Below are 17445 nucleotides of genomic sequence, written 5' to 3'. Positions count from 1 at the left end.
GGTTTGACGCGTCGGCGGCCTGCTTTTGGCCAACGCCGGGGTGCAAAAGGGGGCCACGGCGGCCCCCGGGGCGGGCATTTGCGCGAAAATAGCATTGCCGTCCCGCGATCCCTTCTGTTGAATTTGTTCCACCCCAAGGGCATGTTTGGAGAATCTTCTTACGGGGGAGGTCGGAACGGAAGATGAGAAAGCCGGTCGTCGGCGTCATCGGGAATGCCCATCGCGTCGAAAATCGATTTCAGGTCCAGATGGTCGGCGAGCGTAACTTGCGGGCCGTGGCCGAGGTCTCCGGCGGCTTGCCGGTGATGTTTGCGGGCTCGCCCGACATCACCGACATCGGTGCGCTGCTCGATACCGTCGATGGCATCGTCCTCACGGGTGCCCGCGCCAACGTCCATCCGACCCGCTTCAACGTCGATCCTTGCGAAAAGCACGAGCCCTACGACATTCACCGCGACGAGGTGGCGCTGGCTCTCTCCGTCGCCTGCGTCTCCCGCGGCATTCCGCTGTTCGGGATCTGCCGCGGCCTCCAGGAGATGAACGTCGCCTTCGGCGGCTCGCTGCATCCCGAGATCCGCGAAATTCCGGGCCGCATGAACCATCGCATGCCCAGACTCGAGAACGGCGAGATCCACCCCGATCCGACCGTGGTGTTCGCCGATCGTCACGACGTCGACCTCACGCCGGGCGGGGCGTTCGCACGGCTGCTGGGCTGCGAGAAGATCCGGGTCAATTCCCTGCACGGCCAGGGCATCCTCGAACCCGGCAAGCGCGTGCTGATCGAAGGCGTTGCCGAGGACGGCACCATCGAGGCCATCCGCATTGCGGAAGCCCCGACCTTTGCGCTCGGCGTGCAGTGGCACGCCGAATACGATCCCCAGCGCAATCCGATCAACCGAAAGCTGTTTGAGGCGTTTGGCGAGGCGCTCTTGGCACGGCAGCGGGCGACGGCGTAGCGCGCATCGTGCGGCGGGGAGGGCGTGCCCCGTTTGATGAGCAGGCGGGATCGTGAGCGATCGTCGAACCGCTCTTGAGGCTGCGATCCCTGGCGGTTGACTGCGCGTCAGCTGTGCGTGAAGTCGCCGGGTCTTAGTCCGAGCGCTTTAACGGCGACTTCCGGAAGCGGTCCATATGCTTCGACCCGCTCATTCGGGGCCATCATGGCTGCGATGATCGCGGTGGCCCTTGCCGGATCTCCTTCGGCCACAAAGAAAACCGTGCGGACGGGCGCGCCGCCGCCCAAAGGCTCAGTTGTCACCAGCACAACCTGACCATTTGCCATTGTCTCCTATACCTCCGTTACGACCTCGTTTCCATGATCGTATGGATCGATCGCCACCAAAGTGGCGGTGCAGCAGCGATCGGCGCGCCGGAACTAATCCTCCAGTGGTATTGCATCGTGTCGGCACAAACGCCACCTGACTGAGTTGTAGAAGGCACAATCGCTCCGGGAGTGAGAGCGTGGCCAGCCGAAGGGTAAACCAGGACCTTCCCGTCATCGCGCGCTTCGAGGTACGTCGTCGCAACTACCTTGCGCCGGACGGCTCGATCCAGCGGCCGCTGCCTGCCTTCGCCTCCGACGCCAAGCTTCTGGTTGCGCTTTACCGATCGATGGTGCTGCTGCGCCTGTTCGACCGAAAGGCTGTTGCGTTGCAGCGCACCGGCCGGCTTGGGACTTACGCCGTTTCGCTCGGCCAGGAGGCTGTGTCGGTCGGGATTGCCGGTGCGATGCGGGAGGACGACGTGCTGTTGCCGTCCTATCGCGACAACGGTGCGCTGCTCTGGCGTGGCGTCAAACTGGAGGAGATCCTCCTGTTCTGGGGCGGCGACGAGCGCGGCAATCAGTTTTCAGGACCGGTTCACGATTTCCCATTTTGCGTTCCGGTCGGCTCCCAGGCGCCGCATGCCGCCGGCGTCGCCTATGCTCTCAAGCTTCGCAAGGAACCGCGCGTCGCCGTCTGCCTGTTCGGCGATGGCGCCACCTCGAAAGGTGACGTCTACGAAGCGATGAACTTTGCCGGCGTGCATAGATTGCCGCTCGTTTTTGTGGTGGCCAACAATCAATGGGCCATCTCGGTACCATTACGTCTGCAGACGGCTTGCGAAACGCTGGCCCAAAAGGCGATCGCCGCAGGCTTCACCGGTGAGCAGGTCGACGGGAATGACGTGGTGGCGGTGCGCGCCGCGGCTGAAGAGGCCATTGCCGCCGCCCGTGACGGCAATGGTCCTCGCTTCATCGAGGCGGTCACCTACCGGCTCGGTGACCATACGACCTCCGACGACGCAGCGCGCTACCGTTCGGCCGAGGAAGTCCAGGCGCGTTGGAAGGAAGAGCCGATCGCGCGGCTGCGGGCCTATCTCGTCGCCCAGAAGATGTGGGGCAAGGCAGAGGAGGAGCAACTCGCCGCCGAATGCCATGAGCACGTCGAGGCGGCGGCCGAACGCTATCTGGCAACCGCACCGCGCCGCCCGGAAACGATGTTCGATCACCTCTATGCCGATCTGCCCGAGGTCTATGCCGCGCAGCGCCGCGAACTCGCGGGAGAGCACGATGCCTGAGGCGACGTTGGTGGAAGCCATCAATCTGGCGCTCGGACGCGCGATGCAGGATGATCCCGACGTTGTCGTGCTTGGCGAAGATGTGGGCGTCAATGGAGGCGTATTCCGCGCCACTGCAGGCCTGCAAAAGCGCTTTGGACCGGAGCGCGTCCTCGATACGCCACTTGCCGAGCTGCTGATCAGCGGGCTCTGCGTCGGCATGGCGGCGCAGGGGCTGAAGCCCGTGGGCGAGATCCAGTTCATGGGGTTCATTTACCCTTGCCTCGACCAGTTGGTGAATCACGCCTCGCGATTGCGCAACCGGACGCAGGGACGGCTCACCTGTCCAATGGTTCTGCGCACGCCGCACGGGGCCGGCATCCGAGCGCCCGAGCATCATTCTGAAAGCACCGAGGCGATGCTCGCCCATATTCCCGGCTTGCGCGTCGTCATGCCGTCGTCGCCGGAACGCGCCTATGGACTTCTGCTTGCCGCCATCCGCGATCCCGATCCTGTGGTGTTTCTGGAGCCGACGCGCCTCTACCGCGCGGCCAAGGGCGAGGTGGAGGACAATGGCGAAGCCTTGCCGCTGGATGTCGCTTTTGTCTTGCGGGAAGGCCGAGACCTCACGCTTATCAGCTGGGGTGCGATGCTGAAGGAGACCCTGGCCGCGGCCGATGCGCTGTCTAGTCAGGACATCTCCGCCGAGGTCATCGATCTCGCCACGCTAAAACCCTATGATGAAGACACCGTGCTCGGTTCGGTCGCAAAGACCGGGCGCTGCGTCATCGTACACGAGGCGGCACGCACCGGCGGATTTGGCGCCGAGATCGCCGCGATGATCGCCGAACGTCGCCTGTCCTCGCTGCTTGCGCCTGTCACCCGCGTCACGGGCTACGACACGATCGTCCCCATGGCACGCCTCGAGCAACATTATATGCCTTCGGTCGAACGCATCGTGACCGCCGCCCGCAAGGTCTGCCAGTTCACCTAGACGTCAATGGAATCTCGGCTCATGCGCCAGTTCACGCTGCCGGACCTTGGAGAGGGGCTTGAGGAGGCGGAGATCGTCAGCTGGTATGTCGGCGAAGGCGATCACGTCGTCACCGATCAGCCGCTCGTTTCCGTCGAGACCGATAAAGCGGTCGTCGAGATCCCGTCGCCGTCAAGCGGGCGCATCGCGCGCGTGTTTGGCACCAAGGGCGATATCGTGAAGGTCGGCATGCCACTCGTCGAATTTGCTGAGGGCGCCGAACAGGACACTGGCACCATCGTTGGCGAGCTCGGCGGCGACGAGGCCGCGCGGGCGGCAACGATCGCTACTGCGCAACCGGCCGGACCGCAGGTGTTCCCCGCGGTACGCGCGCTGGCGCAAAAGCTCGGCGTCGCGCTCGAGCTCGTCGAGGGCACTGGTCCCGGCGGTACCGTTACGCGGGCCGATGTCGAGCGGGCTGCGAAGGGCGCGTCCGACACGGGACCTGCCGAGCCGCTGCGCGGGATGCGGCGCGCGATGGCGCAACGCATGGCGGCATCCCATGCCGCGATCGTCCCCGCCACTGTCACCGACGAAGCCGACATCGACGATTGGCGGCAGGGCGAGGACGTGACGATCCGCCTCGCGCGGGCGATCGCTGCCGCCTGCAAAGCCGCCCCCGCGCTCAATGCCTGGTACAATTCAGGTACGGGAGAACGGCGGCTGATCGACCGCGTCGATCTCGGCATCGCCGTCGATACCGAGGGTGGCCTAATTGTTCCCGTGCTGCGCAATGTTGCCGCGCGCGAGGTATCCGACTTGCGGGCCGGCCTCGATCGTCTGCGGGCGGACGCCATCGCGCGCGCGATACCTCCGGAAGAACTGCGCGGCGCCACGATCACGCTGTCGAATTTCGGAATGATCGGAGGCCGGTTTGCCAATCTGATCATCGTGCCGCCGCAGGCGGCAATCGTAGGTGCTGGCCGAATCTCGGAACGGGCGGTCGCGCATCGGGGCCAGCTCGCGGTCAGGCGCCTTTTGCCGTTGTCGCTCACCTTCGACCATCGTGTTGTGACGGGCGGCGAAGCCGCGCGCTTCCTCGTTGCACTCAAGTCGGATCTCGAGCGGGCTTCATGAACCGCGCGACTGCACTGCAGGCAGTGAAAGTTTTTCGACCGACCTGCACCATTGCACTGCACAACGACGCGCGTGATCCCTCGTCCCGATCCGGGGCATCGAGGTTCCGAAACGGAACACCATATGCTTCGGCAAGGGAGCCCTTGCCGTGCAGATCATGAGGGCGGCAGCGCGATCGCGCTGCCGTGCGAGCCTCGAAGGATGAACGGCCAGCTGCCGGCCGGGCCGTCGCCCTTCGAGGCCTTCGCTTCGCTCCGGCACCTCCAGCGACAACCGCTTCGCGGTTGCGCGGGGGTGACGGTGATGGAGTCGCGTTCAGTGTGCTCTTTTCCAGTTCGAATTTCGAAATGGGAATTGCACTCCGATGATGGGTAACACGGCCGCCGCCGCTTTTGTTCTGCTCACGCCGTCCGCACCATCCGTCGTGCGCGATAGGCTTGCGGCGACATCAACGTCAGCTTGCGGAACGCCTTGCGAAAGCTGCTCTCGTCTTCATACCCCGTCGTGCGCGCGATGGTCTTGATCGGCTGCGTCGTCGTCTCCAGCAGCGTGCGCGCGTGCTCGACGCGGCGGCGCATGATGAAGGCTTGTGGCGGCTCGTGCGTGAGCTCCTGAAACTTCCGGTTCAGCGTGCGCTCGCTGAGGCCGAGCGCGCCGGCAAGGCGCTTGACCGTCATCGGCCCCCTGCCGGTGCGACGAACCAGCAGGTCGGCCCTGGTCAGCAGCGGGTCCTGCGAGAGCAGGTAGCCCACGGGCATGAAGATCGACTGGGTGCGCTGCGCGGTGTCGATGACGACGTAGTCCGCGCACAGTTTTGCGATCTCCTTGCCTTCGACCATCTCGATTAGCCTGAGCAGGAGGTCGACCCACGACATCGGGCCGGCGGCGCAGACGATGCGGTCCGCGCTGGTGATGACGGCGTCCGGGGCGAGGTCGATCGCGGGATGGCGCTGTCGAAGCTCGCTTTGCAGCCACCAGGTGATGGTGGCGCGGCGGTTGTCGAGCAGGCCAGCTCCGGCGAGCAGGAACACACCGCTGCAAAAGGCACCGATCAGCCGGCCGTTCGCGTGCTGTTGCCGCAGCCATGCACCGGCACGGGCATATTGCGGTTGCAGCCGCTCGGCCGTGACGTGATCGACGAGGCTGCCGGGGACGAGGATCGCGTCGAAGCCGGCGCGTTTGCCGATCGCGCCGTCGACCGCGACCGTCTGGCCGCCGCCGGCGCGCACGGCCTTGCCGTCGAGCGACAGCGTCTGCCAGGCGAAGCGGGATTTTGCGCCGCTCTGCTGCATCACATGATTGGCGAGCGATAGGACGTCGGCGATCCCGGCGATCGCCGAATGCATGCAACCTTCCAACGCGAGAACTGCGAGCTTCATGGGATCTCCGGGCAGTGGCCGGCCGATCCTATCCGATCGGCGCCGGCGATGCGTGGCGGAAATTGCCCGATCTCTGGCTTATCTGCCACTGCCTTCTTGGGGGGTGTAAGGTCCAAATTCGCTCCGTCGTCACACCACATGATTGGAGAAAGACATGCCTTACGTCACCATTTCCACCGTCCGCGGCATCCTGGATGCCGCGCAGAAGAAGACGCTGCTCGAACGGGTCACCGACCTTCTGGTCGAGGTCGAAGGGCAGGGCAATCCGGATTTCCGGCGGAACGTCTGGGTCAGGATCGAGGAGCAGGAGCCCTCGCACTGGTCGCTCGGCGGCATGCAGCCGACGAGCGAGATCATCGCCGGCACGTTCGGCGCGATCGGAGCGGACGGGGTGCGGATCGCGAGGCCGTAGCAGCGCCGAGTGCGCGGGCGGATCAGCCCAAGGCATGGTCCCCAAGGCATGGTCCGCCACCGCCCTGTGCTCAACCGATCCGCGGGGTGATTTCCATTGCATCGCACAATCAGACAAGGGCCTGCACACGGCTGCATTGAGGTTCAAGAGACGAACACCATATGCTCTGCAAGGGAGCCCTGCCGTGCAGACCATGAAGGCGGCCCTCGTTACGGCGATTGGCGTCGTGGCTTTGATCTGCTGCCTCCTTCCCAGTTCAGCGGAGGAGAACAGCCGTCTTGCACTGATTGTTTCGATCGACGGGGCCATTGGCCCGGCGTCGGCGAGCTACGTGAAGGAGGCCTTGGTCAAGGCAGGCGAGCGACACGCCGAGATCGTGATTCTGAGAATGAATACGCCCGGTGGTCTCAACTCCAGCATGCGCGAGATCATCGCGGATGTGCTCGGCTCGTCCGTTCCCGTCGTCGGCTACGTCGCGCCGGCAGGCGCCCATGCGGCGAGCGCCGGGACGTATATCCTCTATGCGACCCACATCGCGGCGATGGCTCCAGGCACCAATATTGGTGCCGCGACGCCGGTGCAGATTGGCGGACCGCTTCCGGGCCTGCCGGGCGGCACACCCGACAAGGACAGCAAAGACAAGAGGGATGAACCGAAGGACGCGATGACGGCGAAGGTGACGAACGATGCCGTCGCCTTTATCCGTAGCCTCGCCGAACTGCGCGGCCGCAATGCCGACTGGGCCGAGAAGGCGGTCCGTGAAGCCGCCACGCTGTCCGCCAACGGCGCGTTGCAGGCACACGCCATCGACCTTGTCGCGCGCGATCCGGCCGACTTGCTCAGGCAAATCGATGGTCGCGTGGTCGAGGTCGGGGATGGCAAGACGCAACGCCTGGCAACGCAGAACGCTGTGATCGAAGCCGTCGATCCCGGGTGGATCTCCCGATTCCTGGCGGTCATCACCGATCCCAACGTCGCGTTCATTCTCCTGATGGTCGGCATCTACGGCCTGATCTTCGAGTTCATGTCCCCCGGTGCAGTCGCTCCGGGAGTGGTCGGGACGATCTGCCTGTTGCTCGGCCTCTATGCCCTCAACCTGCTGCCGATCAATTATGCCGGCCTCGGCTTGATGCTGGTCGGGATCGCACTCCTCGCCATCGAGGCGTTTAATCCGACCGTCGTGATCGGCCTTGGAGGCGTCGTCGCCTTTGTGCTGGGCGCCCTCATGCTGGTCAGGGTCGAAGCGCCGGGCTACCGGTTGTCGTGGTCGGTCATTGCCATCGTCGCGGCGATGTTCACAGGTTTCGTTCTGGTTGTGCTCGGCGCGCTTCGGCGCGCCCGCCACGGTCAGCCACGGGTCGGCGCGCAAGCCATGCGAGGCCTGACCGCCGAGGTCCTCGACTGGAACGAGAACGAGGGGCACGTTTTTACGCATGGCGAACGCTGGCAAGCGCGCGGCGCCGACGCCTTCACGCCCGGCGAGAGGGTCGAGGTCGCCAATATCGTCGACTTGACGCTGGTGGTTCGGCGTCCGGGCCCCGCGAGCGGCGAGGGAGGTCAACTCTGATGATTGAATATTCGATTTACGCAGTGCTTGCGCTGATCGTCATCCTGTTTCTCACCCAGGCCGTTCGTATCCTCAGGGAATACGAGCGCGGCGTCATCTTCACGCTCGGCCGCTTCACCGGGGTGAAGGGGCCGGGCCTCGTCATCCTCATTCCGGTCGTGCAGCAGCTCGTCAAGCTCGATCTCAGGGTGATGGTGCAGGTCGTGCCGCCCCAGGACGTGATTTCGCGGGACAACGTCTCCGTCAAGGTCAATGCCGTTCTCTACTTCCGCATCGTCGATCCCGAGCGGGCCGTCATCAAGGTCGGCGACTACATGGTAGCGACCAGTCAGCTCGCCCAGACCACGCTGCGCTCGGTGCTTGGCAAGCACGAGCTCGACGAGATGCTTGCCGAACGCGACAGGTTGAACGCCGACATCCAGGAGATCCTCGACAAGCAGACCGACGTCTGGGGCATCAAGGTCACCGGGATCGAGATCAAGGACATCGATCTCAACGAAACCATGGTGCGCGCGATTGCCAAGCAGGCCGAGGCGGAGCGGTTGAGGCGTGCGAAGGTGATCAACGCGATGGGCGAGCAGCAGGCTGCCGAAAAGCTCGTCGAGGCCGGCCGGATTCTCGCGCAGGAGCCGCAGGCGATGCAGCTACGTTACTTCGCGGCCCTGCACGACATTGCGGGCGAGCGGTCTTCGACCGTCGTCTTTCCCCTGCCGACGGGTTTGCTCGACCATTTTCTGCCGCGGCGCGACAATCCTTAGCCATAAGCAGCAGGATGACCCATCTTCGGCCCCATTGGGCGCGTCGAATATCGATCCCAACTTAAACGGGAGGAGAATTCGATGATGAAGCATGCCGCCAGTCCAGCAATCCGCCGCCGAAATCAGCCATTGATCCTCGCCGTTCCGCTGGTCGCCCTCGCACTTTGGTCGTGGGGGATCGCCGCGGCGCAGGCTGCAGAGCCGGGCAAGGACGCTTCGGCTGCCAGCCTGCCGCGCATTCTCGTGCTTGCGACGGGAGGCACCATCGCAGGCCAGGCCGACGCGCGTGCGACCGGTGCCTACAAATCGGGCCAGATCACGGGCGAACAATTGATGCAGTCGGTGCCGGGCCTGGACAAGCTCGCAAAGCTGAACGCCGAGCAGATTTCGTCGATCGGATCCCAGGACATGAACGACAAGGTCTGGTTTGCGCTGGCCCGCCGCATTCAGGAGGTCTTTGACAAGAACGAGGCCGACGGCGTCATCATCACCCACGGCACGGATACGCTGGAGGAGACGGCATACTTTCTCGACAACGTGGTGCGCGGCGACAAGCCGGTGGTCATCGTCGGCTCGATGCGTCCGGCTTCAGCCGTCAGCGCGGATGGCCCCGGCAATCTGTACGAAGCGGTCCAGGTGGCCGCCGATCCCCGCTCCCGCGGTCGCGGCGTCATGGCCGTGCTGAACGACAAGATCGAGGGGGCGCGCTCGATCACCAAGACCAACACCACGAGCATCGAGACGTTCAATTCTCCCAACGGCGGGCCGATCGGCTATGTCGACACCGCGGGCGGCATTCGTTTCATGGCCCAGGCTGCCGGTCTCAAGCGCGCGACCTATCAGCTCCCGGCCGGCGAGCAATTGCCCCGCGTCGAGATCGTCTACTCGCACGCCAACATGGACGCCGTTCCGATCGAGGACGCCATTTCCCACGGCGCCAAAGGCATCGTGCTGGCCGGTGTCGGTGACGGGAATACGTCGAAGCCGGCCCTCGATGCGCTCGAAGCGGCTGCGAAGAAGGGCATCCTCGTCATCCGTTCCACGCGGGTTCGGTCCGGCTTCGTCACGCGGAACGTCGAGGTCGACGACGACAAGAACGGCTTCGTCGTCTCCGAGGACCTCAATCCCCAGAAGGCACGCGTTCTCGCCCAATTGCTGATCGCGAGCGGCGTGACGGCTCCGGCCGAGCTCCAGAAGGCGTTCACGGCGACGTGGTAGAGTGAAACGAATCCCATCCTCGTGCACGGCTCACGGGGATGGGACTCTCTCTGCCGTCTCCACCATTCGGTCCGACCGAGGAATTGCGATTGCCGGCCCATGACTATTGTTTCATCGAGGGGGCCGCGCCGGATCATACTCCGTTGTTGATGCTTCATGGTTCGAGCGGGTCCGAGCGGGACATGGTGCCGCTGGCCGGACGGCTCGCGCCGGCCTCGATGGCGGTTGCGCTTCGAGGCACCGTGCCCTGGGAGGGCGGTTTCGCGTTCTTTCGCCGGTTCGAGGATCGTTCCATCGACGAACGCGATCTGCTTGCCCGGGCCGATCTGCTGGCTGGCGACGTGGTCCGGATCGGGATGAGCTATCGCTTTCCGAGGCCGCCGGTCGCGATCGGTTTTTCGAACGGCGCCATCATGGCCGCTGCGTTGGTCATGCTCTATCCTCGCTGTCTCTCCGGAGCCGTCCTTCTCAGGCCGCTATCGCCGTTCGCCGTTGATCCGGACACACGCCTCCCGAGCGTTCCGGCTCTCCTGATCGATGGTGACGATGACGAGCGGCGGCTGCGCGGCGATGGCGCCCGCCTGGCACAACGGCTGGCGCGCATGGGGGCAGACGTGACGCACCACCTGCTGCCGACAGGCCACGGGATCACGGAAGACGACATTGGCCTGACGCGCGAATGGTTGAAGCCGCTGCTCGGTGGACAGGGGCAGGGTGGATAGAGCCAGACGTCGTTCGATCAGTAGCGTGCGGTGACGGCTCCGGGCAGCGGACTGAAGTGGTAGTTCACGCCCAGTTTGAACAGATTTAGCGTCTGACCGACTTTGTCGACGCCCGGGGCGATATTGCCCTGGTCCGTTGCAGGGCCTGCGTTGATCGTCAGGACACCCGGGTCGGTGTGCTGCTGCGCGATCATCTTGATGTAATCGTACTCGCCCTTGATCGACCAGTTGCCGCCGAGCGCGTACTCGGCACCGACGCCGAGGACGATCCCGGAATGCACGGCCCTTCCGCTGGTGGATTCGGTGACGAGGCCGCCGCCGGCAGGAAGCGGTTCGACGGTACTGCCTGCGTGTCTCTCGCTGGCAATCGCTATGCCGCCCTTGCCATAGATCATCAGCCGGTCGCCGGCGACGAAACCGGCCCTGGCGCTGGCGATGGCCAGCCAGTCGATCGAGCTGTCGAGCCTGGTGACCGCGGTACCGCCGAAGAACGGGTCGGGGCCGCTGAGAGTCTGGCCGCCGCGCAGGCCCGTCCACATCCACTCGCCTTCGACGCCGAAGACGAACACACCGGACTGGACGTTGACGCCGCCATCGACGCCGCCGAGCCAGCCCTTCATGTCGTAGGCGCCGCTGCCGGGATTGGCGGGATCGACGAAGGTCGAACGCTGCATGTGGCCGAATCCGTAACCGCCCTGCGCGCCCAGAAAGGCACCGGTCCAGTCGGTGCCCAGCGCTGGTTTGACTGGTGGATAGATCGGATCGACTGCCGTTGGGCCGAGCCGGTAGTTCGCTCCGACCTTGAGCAGGTGGATCGCATCCTGCGCGATCGGCTCATTCACCTTGAAGGAGGGCAGGGTCACGCCATTGAACGTGGCCGGACCTATGAGGGGCGTCGTCCGCGTGCCGAAGCCCACGTAGTTATACTCCGCCTTGACCGACCAACGGCCATCAAGGGCGTATTCGGCGCCAAAGCCGATCGTGGGGGCCCAGCGAAATTCGCGGGCGTCCAGATGCTCGACAATCGTTCCGCCGAAAGCGTCGTTGAGCGCCTGGTTGTACGAATGCTTCTCCCAGGCTCCGGTCAGCCCGCCCTTGGCAAAGACGAACCAGCGGTCAGCGGCGAGGCCGGCGCGCCCGGTGATGGTGGCCATCCCCTCGATTCTGGAATTGCTGGAGGCCGTGAGCGTTCCCAGGAAGAACGGCCCCATACTGCCGGTCGTAAGCGTTTGCGAGCCGCTGATGTCGGCCCAGGATCCCTCCAGTTCGACGCCGAACACGAGGCTAGCGATCTGCTTGTTGATGCCGATTTGCGCGCCGCCCAAAAAGCCCCGGGCGGGAAAGTTAAGTTGCTCGTTCGTCCAATCCTTCATGCCGCCGCCATAGCCGGCATGCACGCCGACGTAGACGCCGCTCCAGTCGAAAGCGGGGACTGGCAGCGCAGCCGCCTTGACGGGGAGATCCGCGGCTGAAGCCGCCTGCGTCAATGCGAGACCAAGTGTAGCAGCCGAAATAAGTCTTCCCGTGATTGCCATTGAGCCCTCTGCAACCGGCGCGCGCATCTGGAGCGACGTCAAGGAGCTATACCGGGAGTGGGCTGCTTCGGCTTGGGGCACGCGCTACACCGACTTGGACAGATCACCACAAGTCCGACGATTGCCATCATCTGTGATCGCGTTGCCACATCGGCGGACGCGTCGGTCCGGCGCCGACGTCGCATCAGGCCGTGCCTGCATCGCCGCGCGAGACGAAGCAGGCCGGCAATGAAAGGGCTTTGAACGGTGCGAGATTTCCTGCGACAAAAAGAGCGCCGGGCAATCTCACTCTTATGGAGCGCTGCGTTGGACACGGGCGACGAATTGATCGCATTGGAGCTGTCCAGCTCCGCATTTGCCGAGCGCGACAGGACGGAAGCCTTTCACCAAATCTACGGTCGTGAAATTCTCAAGCTGGATATCGAGCCGTTGCCCGATACGGCGCTACAGATCGATATGAAATTGCGCGCCTTGCCCGGAATGTCCGTGGCGGTCGCGACCGTTTCTCCGATTTTCTGTCGCCACACCGAATCGATGATCGACAACGACGATCCGGTGATCGTGCTCAACCGCGATGGTGTGGCGACCCATAACCAAAATGGTCACGAGACGCATCTAGGTCCCGGCGACGCGATTCTGACTACGAATGGATTGCCGGGGACAGCGACCAATTGCACGACGAGGCGTGTGGTGACCTTGCGGATCAGCCGCGCGCTGATTGCGCCCTTGGTCAGAAACTTCGACGACGCCATCGGCAGACCGCTCGACAGGCAGAATCCGGCGCTTTCGCTCTTTCTGGATTATCTCGGCATCGTCAATGAGAGACAGACGCTCGCGAACGCCGCCATGCGGCGGGCCGTCGTGAGCCATATGCTTGATCTCGGTGCCCTGTTGCTGGGCGCCACTCCGGATGCCGCCGAGATGGCGAACAAGGGCGGCGTTGCGGCCGCCCGAATGCGGAACATCAAAGCCCACATTCGCGCCCAGTCCGGCAATCCCGGCTTCAGCCTGGACACTGTGGCGGCCAAGCAGGGCATTTCAAAATCCTATGTCCGGAGGCTGTTCGAGCTCGAAGGTACGAGCTTTACCGAGTTCGTCCTCAATCAGCGGCTGGCCTCGGCCTACAAGATGCTGACCGATGTGAGCCTCGCAGGCCGCTCGATCAGCGAAATCGCACACCAGTCCGGCTTCAACGACATCTCGTACTTCAATCGCACCTTTCGCCGCGTCTACGGCGCGTCCCCATCCGATATCCGTAAGTGAGCTGCAGGACGGGTAGGGCGAAGCGAAACCTGTTCCAGCGTGCAGGACGGATTGCCCCTCGGCTGCTCCGCCCTGCGAACGGCCCAAAACGAAAAGGCGCCCCTCGCGGGGCGCCTTTTGCCTGTCGCATTCAGTTCGGGCCGTTTAGCCCGAATAGTACATGTCGAACTCGACCGGATGCGGGGTCATTTCGAAGCGCTCGACTTCGGTCATCTTCAGCTCGATGTAGCTGTCGATGAAGTCGTCGTCGAACACGCCGCCGGCCTTCAGGAACGCGCGGTCCTTGTCGAGGTTTTCGAGCGCCTCGCGCAAGCTGCCGCACACCGTCGGGATCTGCTTCAGCTCTTCCTTCGGCAGGTCGTAGAGGTCCTTGTCCATCGCCGGACCCGGATCGATCTTGTTCTTGATACCGTCGAGGCCGGCCATCAGCATCGCGGCGAAGCCGAGATAGGGGTTGGCGAGCGGATCGGGGAAGCGCACCTCGACACGCTTGGCCTTCGGCGACGCGGTGTAGGGGATGCGGCAGGAGGCCGAGCGGTTGCGCGCGGAGTAGGCGAGCAGCACGGGGGCCTCATAGCCCGGGACCAGGCGCTTGTAGGAGTTGGTCGAGGGGTTGGTGAAGGCGTTGATCGCCTTGGCGTGCTTGATGATGCCGCCGATGTAGTGGAGGCAGGTCTCCGACAGGTCGGCGTACTTGTTGCCGGCGAACACCGGCTTGCCGTCCTTCCAGATCGACTGGTGCACGTGCATGCCCGAGCCGTTGTCGCCATAGACCGGCTTCGGCATGAAGGTGGCGGTCTTGCCGTAGATGTGCGCGACCTGGTGGATGCAGTATTTGTAGATCTGCAGATGGTCGGCCATCAGCGTCAGCGTGTCGAACTTCATGCCGAGCTCGTGCTGGGCGGAGGCGACCTCGTGGTGATGCTTCTCGACCTTGACGCCCATCTTGGCCATGGCCCCTAACATCTCCGAGCGCATGTCCTGCACCGAGTCCTGCGGCGGCACAGGGAAGTAGCCGCTCTTGGTGCGGACGCGGTGGCCGAGATTGCCGCCTTCATATTCGGTGTCGGTGTTGGTCGGCAGCTCCGAGGAGTCGAGCCTGAAGCCGGTGTTGTAGGGGCTGGAGGAAAAGCGCACGTCGTCGAACACGAAGAACTCGGCCTCGGGGCCGACGAACACGCTGTCGCCCACGCCCATCGACTTCACCATGGCTTCGGCCTTCTTGGCGATGCCGCGGGGGTCGCGGTTGTAGGGCTCGCCGGTGGTCGGCTCGAGCACGTCGCAGGTGATGACCATGGTGGTCTCGGCGAAGAACGGATCGATCGTCGCGGTCACCGGATCGGGCATCAGGCACATGTCGGACTCGTTGATCGCCTTCCAGCCGGCGATCGAGGAGCCGTCGAACATCGTCCCTTCGGCAAATATGTCTTCATCGATCATGCTGACGTCGAACGTCACATGCTGCCACTTGCCGCGCGGATCGGTGAAGCGCAGGTCGACGTACTTGACGTCGTTGTCCTTGATCGATTTCAGGACGTCTTTGGCGGTCTTCATGCATACCCCTTTTGGCTCTGCGGGTCGGTTTCCAGATGAGCAGGATTGTTCTCGCTTTTGGCGAGTTCGCGCGCGACCGCACAAACGAATTCAGGCCGCCGAAGCAGCCTTATTTCTTGTCAGAGTGTCGCAAAATGCGGGATAGCACCCGGCTCAGATAGCGTCCAGCCCGGATTCGCCGGTTCGGATGCGGATCGCCTCTTCGATGTTGGAGACGAAAATCTTGCCGTCACCGATGCGACCGGTCTGCGCAGCGCGGCGGATCGCGTCGATGGCACGCTCGACCAGATCGTCGCCGATCACGATCTCGATCTTTACCTTCGGCAGGAAGTCGACGATGTATTCTGCGCCGCGGTAGAGTTCGGCGTGCCCCTTCTGCCGGCCAAAGCCCTTGGCTTCGGTGACGGTGATGCCCTGAAGGCCGACTTCCTGAAGCGCTTCCTTCACCTCGTCGAGCTTGAACGGCTTGATGATGGCTTCGATTTTCTTCACTGCGCGCCTCCCGGCATTCGATCAAATAGCAACGTCTTCGTCAGGATGCGCTTTTCTCACGCACGATCTTGTCTTCGCTATGCCGGGATCCCTGACCAGTCCGGCACCAACGGCCGGCCACACCCTGATAGACGTCAGTGAGCACGACGAACCGAAGCGGCTTCCTCGAAAGCAGGGTCTATGCCAAGTTGCAAATGCCCTGATTATTGGAGCGTTATCAGCCTTTTAACGAGCATCTCTGATAGGTGGAGCCGACCGGCCCAAAATACCGAAGACTACGAAATAGGCAAACGGTTCAATATATATGCAGATCGGTGTTCCGTCTGTCGGATCGGCACGGAAGATGCCTGTTGAAGAGGCGTTTGTACAGGGAAGTGGCATGGAAGTTCTGACCAACGCCGAAATGCAGCGCGCCGACCAGCTCTCGATCGCGGCCGGTACGCCCGGCTTCAAGCTGATGCTGAGCGCGGGCCAGGCGGTCGCTGAGGCCGCCAATGCGCTGGTGGAGGAGGGGCCGATCCTGATCGTGGCCGGCCCCGGCAACAATGGCGGCGACGGTTTTGTCGCAGCCGCCGAGCTCGCCGCCCAGGGCCGCGAGGTCTCGGTGATCCTGATGTGCGAGCGCGACCAGCTCCAGGGCGATGCGGCCTCCGCCGCGCGCGGCTGGAAACACCCGGTGCTCCCGTTCAATCCGCAGGCGATCGGAAAGCCTGCGCTGATCATCGATGCGCTGTTCGGCGCGGGCCTCGGCCGCCCCGTCGACGGTGAGGCGCGCGCGATGATCGCGGCGATCAACGCCAACGGTGCGCCGGTGCTTGCGGTCGATCTGCCGAGCGGCATCAACGGCACCAGCGCCGCCGTGCTTGGCGATGCGGTCAACGCCACCGAGACCGTCACCTTCTTCCGCAAGAAGCCGGCGCACCTGCTGCTGCCGGGGCGGATGCATTGCGGCCGCGTCCGCGTTGCCGACATCGGTATCGATGCACAGGTGCTGGACGAGATCAGGCCGCAGACCTTCGAGAACGAGCCGGATTTCTGGGGTGCGGCCTTTCCGGTGCCGCGGATCGACGGCCACAAATATGCGCGAGGGCATGTGCTGGCGGTCTCGGGCGACGCAGCCGCGACCGGCGCCCCCCCCCCCCCCCCCCCCCGCGGCTCGCCGCGCGCGGCGCGCTACGGGCCGGTGCCGGGTTGGTGACGCTGGCGAGCCCGCGCGATGCGCTCGCGATCAATGCGGCCGCGCTGACTGCCGTGATGGTTCGTCCCGTCGACACCGCGATCGAGTTCGGCGAGCTGCTCGGCGACAAGCGCTACAACACCTGCATCATTGGCCCCGGCGCGGGCGTCGGCGATCGCACCTGCGATTTCGTCCACACGGCGCTTAACGCGCAGCGGCGTCTGGTGCTGGACGCGGATGCGCTGACGAGCTTTGCCGCGAATCCCGAGCGCCTGTTTGAATCGATCAAGTCCTCGCAGGACAATGCGGTGGTGCTGACGCCGCACGAGGGCGAGTTTCCGCGCCTGTTCTCCGATCTCAGCAACAAGCATCCCGGCCGCTCCAAGCTCGAGCGCGTCCGCGCCGCCGCCGAACGTTCCGGCGCCGTGGTGCTGCTGAAGGGGTCGGATACCACCATCGCCGCGCCCGACGGCCGCGCCACCATCGCCGCCAACGCGCCGCCCTGGCTGGCCACAGCCGGTGCCGGCGACGTGCTCTCCGGCATCATCGCAGGGCTTTTGGCGCAGGGCGTGCCGGCGTTCGAAGCCGCCAGCATCGGCGTGTGGATGCATGGCGAGGCGGCAAGCGAGGCGGGGCCGGGGTTGATCGCGGAGGACCTGACCGAGACGCTGCCGGCCGTGCACCGGCGGATCTATAATGCGCTGGGGATCGAGTACTGAG

Annotated in this window: 15 protein-coding genes and 1 pseudogene; 11 read left to right on the top strand and 5 right to left on the bottom strand. The window is 64.3% G+C overall.

What is annotated here, in order from left to right:
- Nucleotides 1-182 precede the first annotated feature (182 nt).
- Entirely contained in the window at nt 183-956 is a 774-nt protein-coding gene (locus tag XI09_RS42435; RefSeq protein WP_271572259.1) for a gamma-glutamyl-gamma-aminobutyrate hydrolase family protein, read from the top strand.
- Between the two features lie 107 nt (nt 957-1063).
- Here XI09_RS42435 and XI09_RS42430 read toward each other — a convergent pair whose 3' ends face one another.
- Nucleotides 1064-1282, bottom strand: a complete 219-nt coding sequence (locus XI09_RS42430) for a hypothetical protein (RefSeq protein ID WP_271572258.1) — start codon at nt 1280-1282, stop codon at nt 1064-1066.
- A gap of 179 nt (nt 1283-1461) precedes the next feature.
- Between XI09_RS42430 and pdhA the strand changes: the two genes are divergently transcribed.
- The 3 genes from pdhA to XI09_RS42415 are packed head-to-tail and all read left to right on the top strand — an operon-like array spanning nt 1462 to nt 4648.
- Nucleotides 1462-2559, top strand: a complete 1098-nt coding sequence (gene pdhA, locus XI09_RS42425) for a pyruvate dehydrogenase (acetyl-transferring) E1 component subunit alpha (protein WP_271572257.1) — start codon at nt 1462-1464, stop codon at nt 2557-2559.
- The gene (locus XI09_RS42420) at nt 2552-3532 is read left to right on the top strand and encodes an alpha-ketoacid dehydrogenase subunit beta (RefSeq protein ID WP_271572443.1); all 981 of its coding nucleotides are present in this window, start codon (nt 2552-2554) and stop codon (nt 3530-3532) included. The genes pdhA and XI09_RS42420 overlap by 8 nt, the downstream gene beginning before the upstream one ends.
- Nucleotides 3533-3553: 21 nt before the next feature.
- Entirely contained in the window at nt 3554-4648 is a 1095-nt protein-coding gene (locus XI09_RS42415; protein ID WP_271572256.1) for a dihydrolipoamide acetyltransferase family protein, read from the top strand.
- A 401-nt stretch (nt 4649-5049) separates the two neighbouring features.
- Here XI09_RS42415 and XI09_RS42410 read toward each other — a convergent pair whose 3' ends face one another.
- Nucleotides 5050-6027, bottom strand: a complete 978-nt coding sequence (locus XI09_RS42410) for a GlxA family transcriptional regulator (protein WP_271572255.1) — start codon at nt 6025-6027, stop codon at nt 5050-5052.
- Nucleotides 6028-6181: 154 nt separating this feature from the next.
- Between XI09_RS42410 and XI09_RS42405 the strand changes: the two genes are divergently transcribed.
- The 5 genes from XI09_RS42405 to XI09_RS42385 all read left to right on the top strand — a co-directional run bounded on the left by XI09_RS42405 (nt 6182) and on the right by XI09_RS42385 (nt 10704).
- Nucleotides 6182-6439 carry a tautomerase family protein gene (locus tag XI09_RS42405; protein WP_271572254.1) on the top strand — a complete coding sequence of 86 codons (258 nt, stop codon included), beginning with the start codon at nt 6182-6184 and terminating at the stop codon, nt 6437-6439.
- Nucleotides 6440-6623: 184 nt separating this feature from the next.
- Nucleotides 6624-8006 carry an NfeD family protein gene (locus XI09_RS42400; protein WP_271572253.1) on the top strand — a complete coding sequence of 461 codons (1383 nt, stop codon included), beginning with the start codon at nt 6624-6626 and terminating at the stop codon, nt 8004-8006.
- Entirely contained in the window at nt 8003-8764 is a 762-nt protein-coding gene (locus tag XI09_RS42395) for a slipin family protein (protein WP_271572442.1), read from the top strand. Before XI09_RS42400 ends, XI09_RS42395 begins: the two co-directional genes overlap by 4 nt.
- An 81-nt stretch (nt 8765-8845) precedes the next feature.
- Nucleotides 8846-9982, top strand: coding sequence for an asparaginase (locus XI09_RS42390; protein WP_271572252.1), 1137 nt, complete (start codon nt 8846-8848; stop codon nt 9980-9982).
- An 89-nt stretch (nt 9983-10071) separates the two neighbouring features.
- Nucleotides 10072-10704, top strand: a complete 633-nt coding sequence (locus XI09_RS42385; protein ID WP_271572251.1) for an alpha/beta hydrolase — start codon at nt 10072-10074, stop codon at nt 10702-10704.
- A gap of 17 nt (nt 10705-10721) precedes the next feature.
- Here XI09_RS42385 and XI09_RS42380 read toward each other — a convergent pair whose 3' ends face one another.
- Nucleotides 10722-12239, bottom strand: coding sequence for an outer membrane protein (locus XI09_RS42380; RefSeq protein ID WP_271572250.1), 1518 nt, complete (start codon nt 12237-12239; stop codon nt 10722-10724).
- Nucleotides 12240-12545: 306 nt separating this feature from the next.
- On the opposite strand from XI09_RS42380, the gene XI09_RS42375 reads away from it, so the two are divergent.
- The gene (locus tag XI09_RS42375) at nt 12546-13502 is read left to right on the top strand and encodes a helix-turn-helix domain-containing protein (protein ID WP_271572249.1); all 957 of its coding nucleotides are present in this window, start codon (nt 12546-12548) and stop codon (nt 13500-13502) included.
- A 144-nt stretch (nt 13503-13646) separates the two neighbouring features.
- Here XI09_RS42375 and glnA read toward each other — a convergent pair whose 3' ends face one another.
- Entirely contained in the window at nt 13647-15056 is a 1410-nt protein-coding gene (glnA, locus tag XI09_RS42370) for a type I glutamate--ammonia ligase (protein WP_271572248.1), read from the bottom strand.
- A gap of 153 nt (nt 15057-15209) precedes the next feature.
- Nucleotides 15210-15548: a P-II family nitrogen regulator gene (locus XI09_RS42365; RefSeq protein WP_007603495.1), complete on the bottom strand. Its 339-nt coding sequence runs from the start codon at nt 15546-15548 to the stop codon at nt 15210-15212.
- A 379-nt stretch (nt 15549-15927) separates the two neighbouring features.
- Here XI09_RS42365 and XI09_RS42360 point away from each other — a divergent pair.
- A pseudogene (locus XI09_RS42360) lies at nt 15928-17444 on the top strand (NAD(P)H-hydrate dehydratase).
- The last annotated feature ends 1 nt before the right edge of the window (nt 17445 follow it).

The sequence above is a fragment of the Bradyrhizobium sp. CCBAU 11386 genome (assembly GCF_028128955.1).
Classification (GTDB): Bacteria; Pseudomonadota; Alphaproteobacteria; order Rhizobiales; family Xanthobacteraceae; genus Bradyrhizobium.
Note: the sequence above shows the minus strand (reverse complement) of the source record. Positions and strands in the feature narration are given on the sequence as shown.

Excerpts from the sequence above, each read along its gene's own strand:
- XI09_RS42415 (WP_271572256.1), top strand. The coding sequence starts at position 3,554 with ATGCGCCAGTTCACGCTGCCGGACCTTGGAGAGGGGCTTGAGGAGGCG.
- XI09_RS42420 (WP_271572443.1), top strand. The coding sequence starts at position 2,552 with ATGCCTGAGGCGACGTTGGTGGAAGCCATCAATCTGGCGCTCGGACGC.
- glnA (WP_271572248.1), bottom strand. The coding sequence starts at position 15,056 with ATGAAGACCGCCAAAGACGTCCTGAAATCGATCAAGGACAACGACGTC.
- XI09_RS42380 (WP_271572250.1), bottom strand. The coding sequence starts at position 12,239 with ATGGCAATCACGGGAAGACTTATTTCGGCTGCTACACTTGGTCTCGCA.
- XI09_RS42405 (WP_271572254.1), top strand. The coding sequence starts at position 6,182 with ATGCCTTACGTCACCATTTCCACCGTCCGCGGCATCCTGGATGCCGCG.
- XI09_RS42435 (WP_271572259.1), top strand. The coding sequence starts at position 183 with ATGAGAAAGCCGGTCGTCGGCGTCATCGGGAATGCCCATCGCGTCGAA.
- XI09_RS42390 (WP_271572252.1), top strand. The coding sequence starts at position 8,846 with ATGATGAAGCATGCCGCCAGTCCAGCAATCCGCCGCCGAAATCAGCCA.
- XI09_RS42430 (WP_271572258.1), bottom strand. The coding sequence starts at position 1,282 with ATGGCAAATGGTCAGGTTGTGCTGGTGACAACTGAGCCTTTGGGCGGC.
- XI09_RS42410 (WP_271572255.1), bottom strand. The coding sequence starts at position 6,027 with ATGAAGCTCGCAGTTCTCGCGTTGGAAGGTTGCATGCATTCGGCGATC.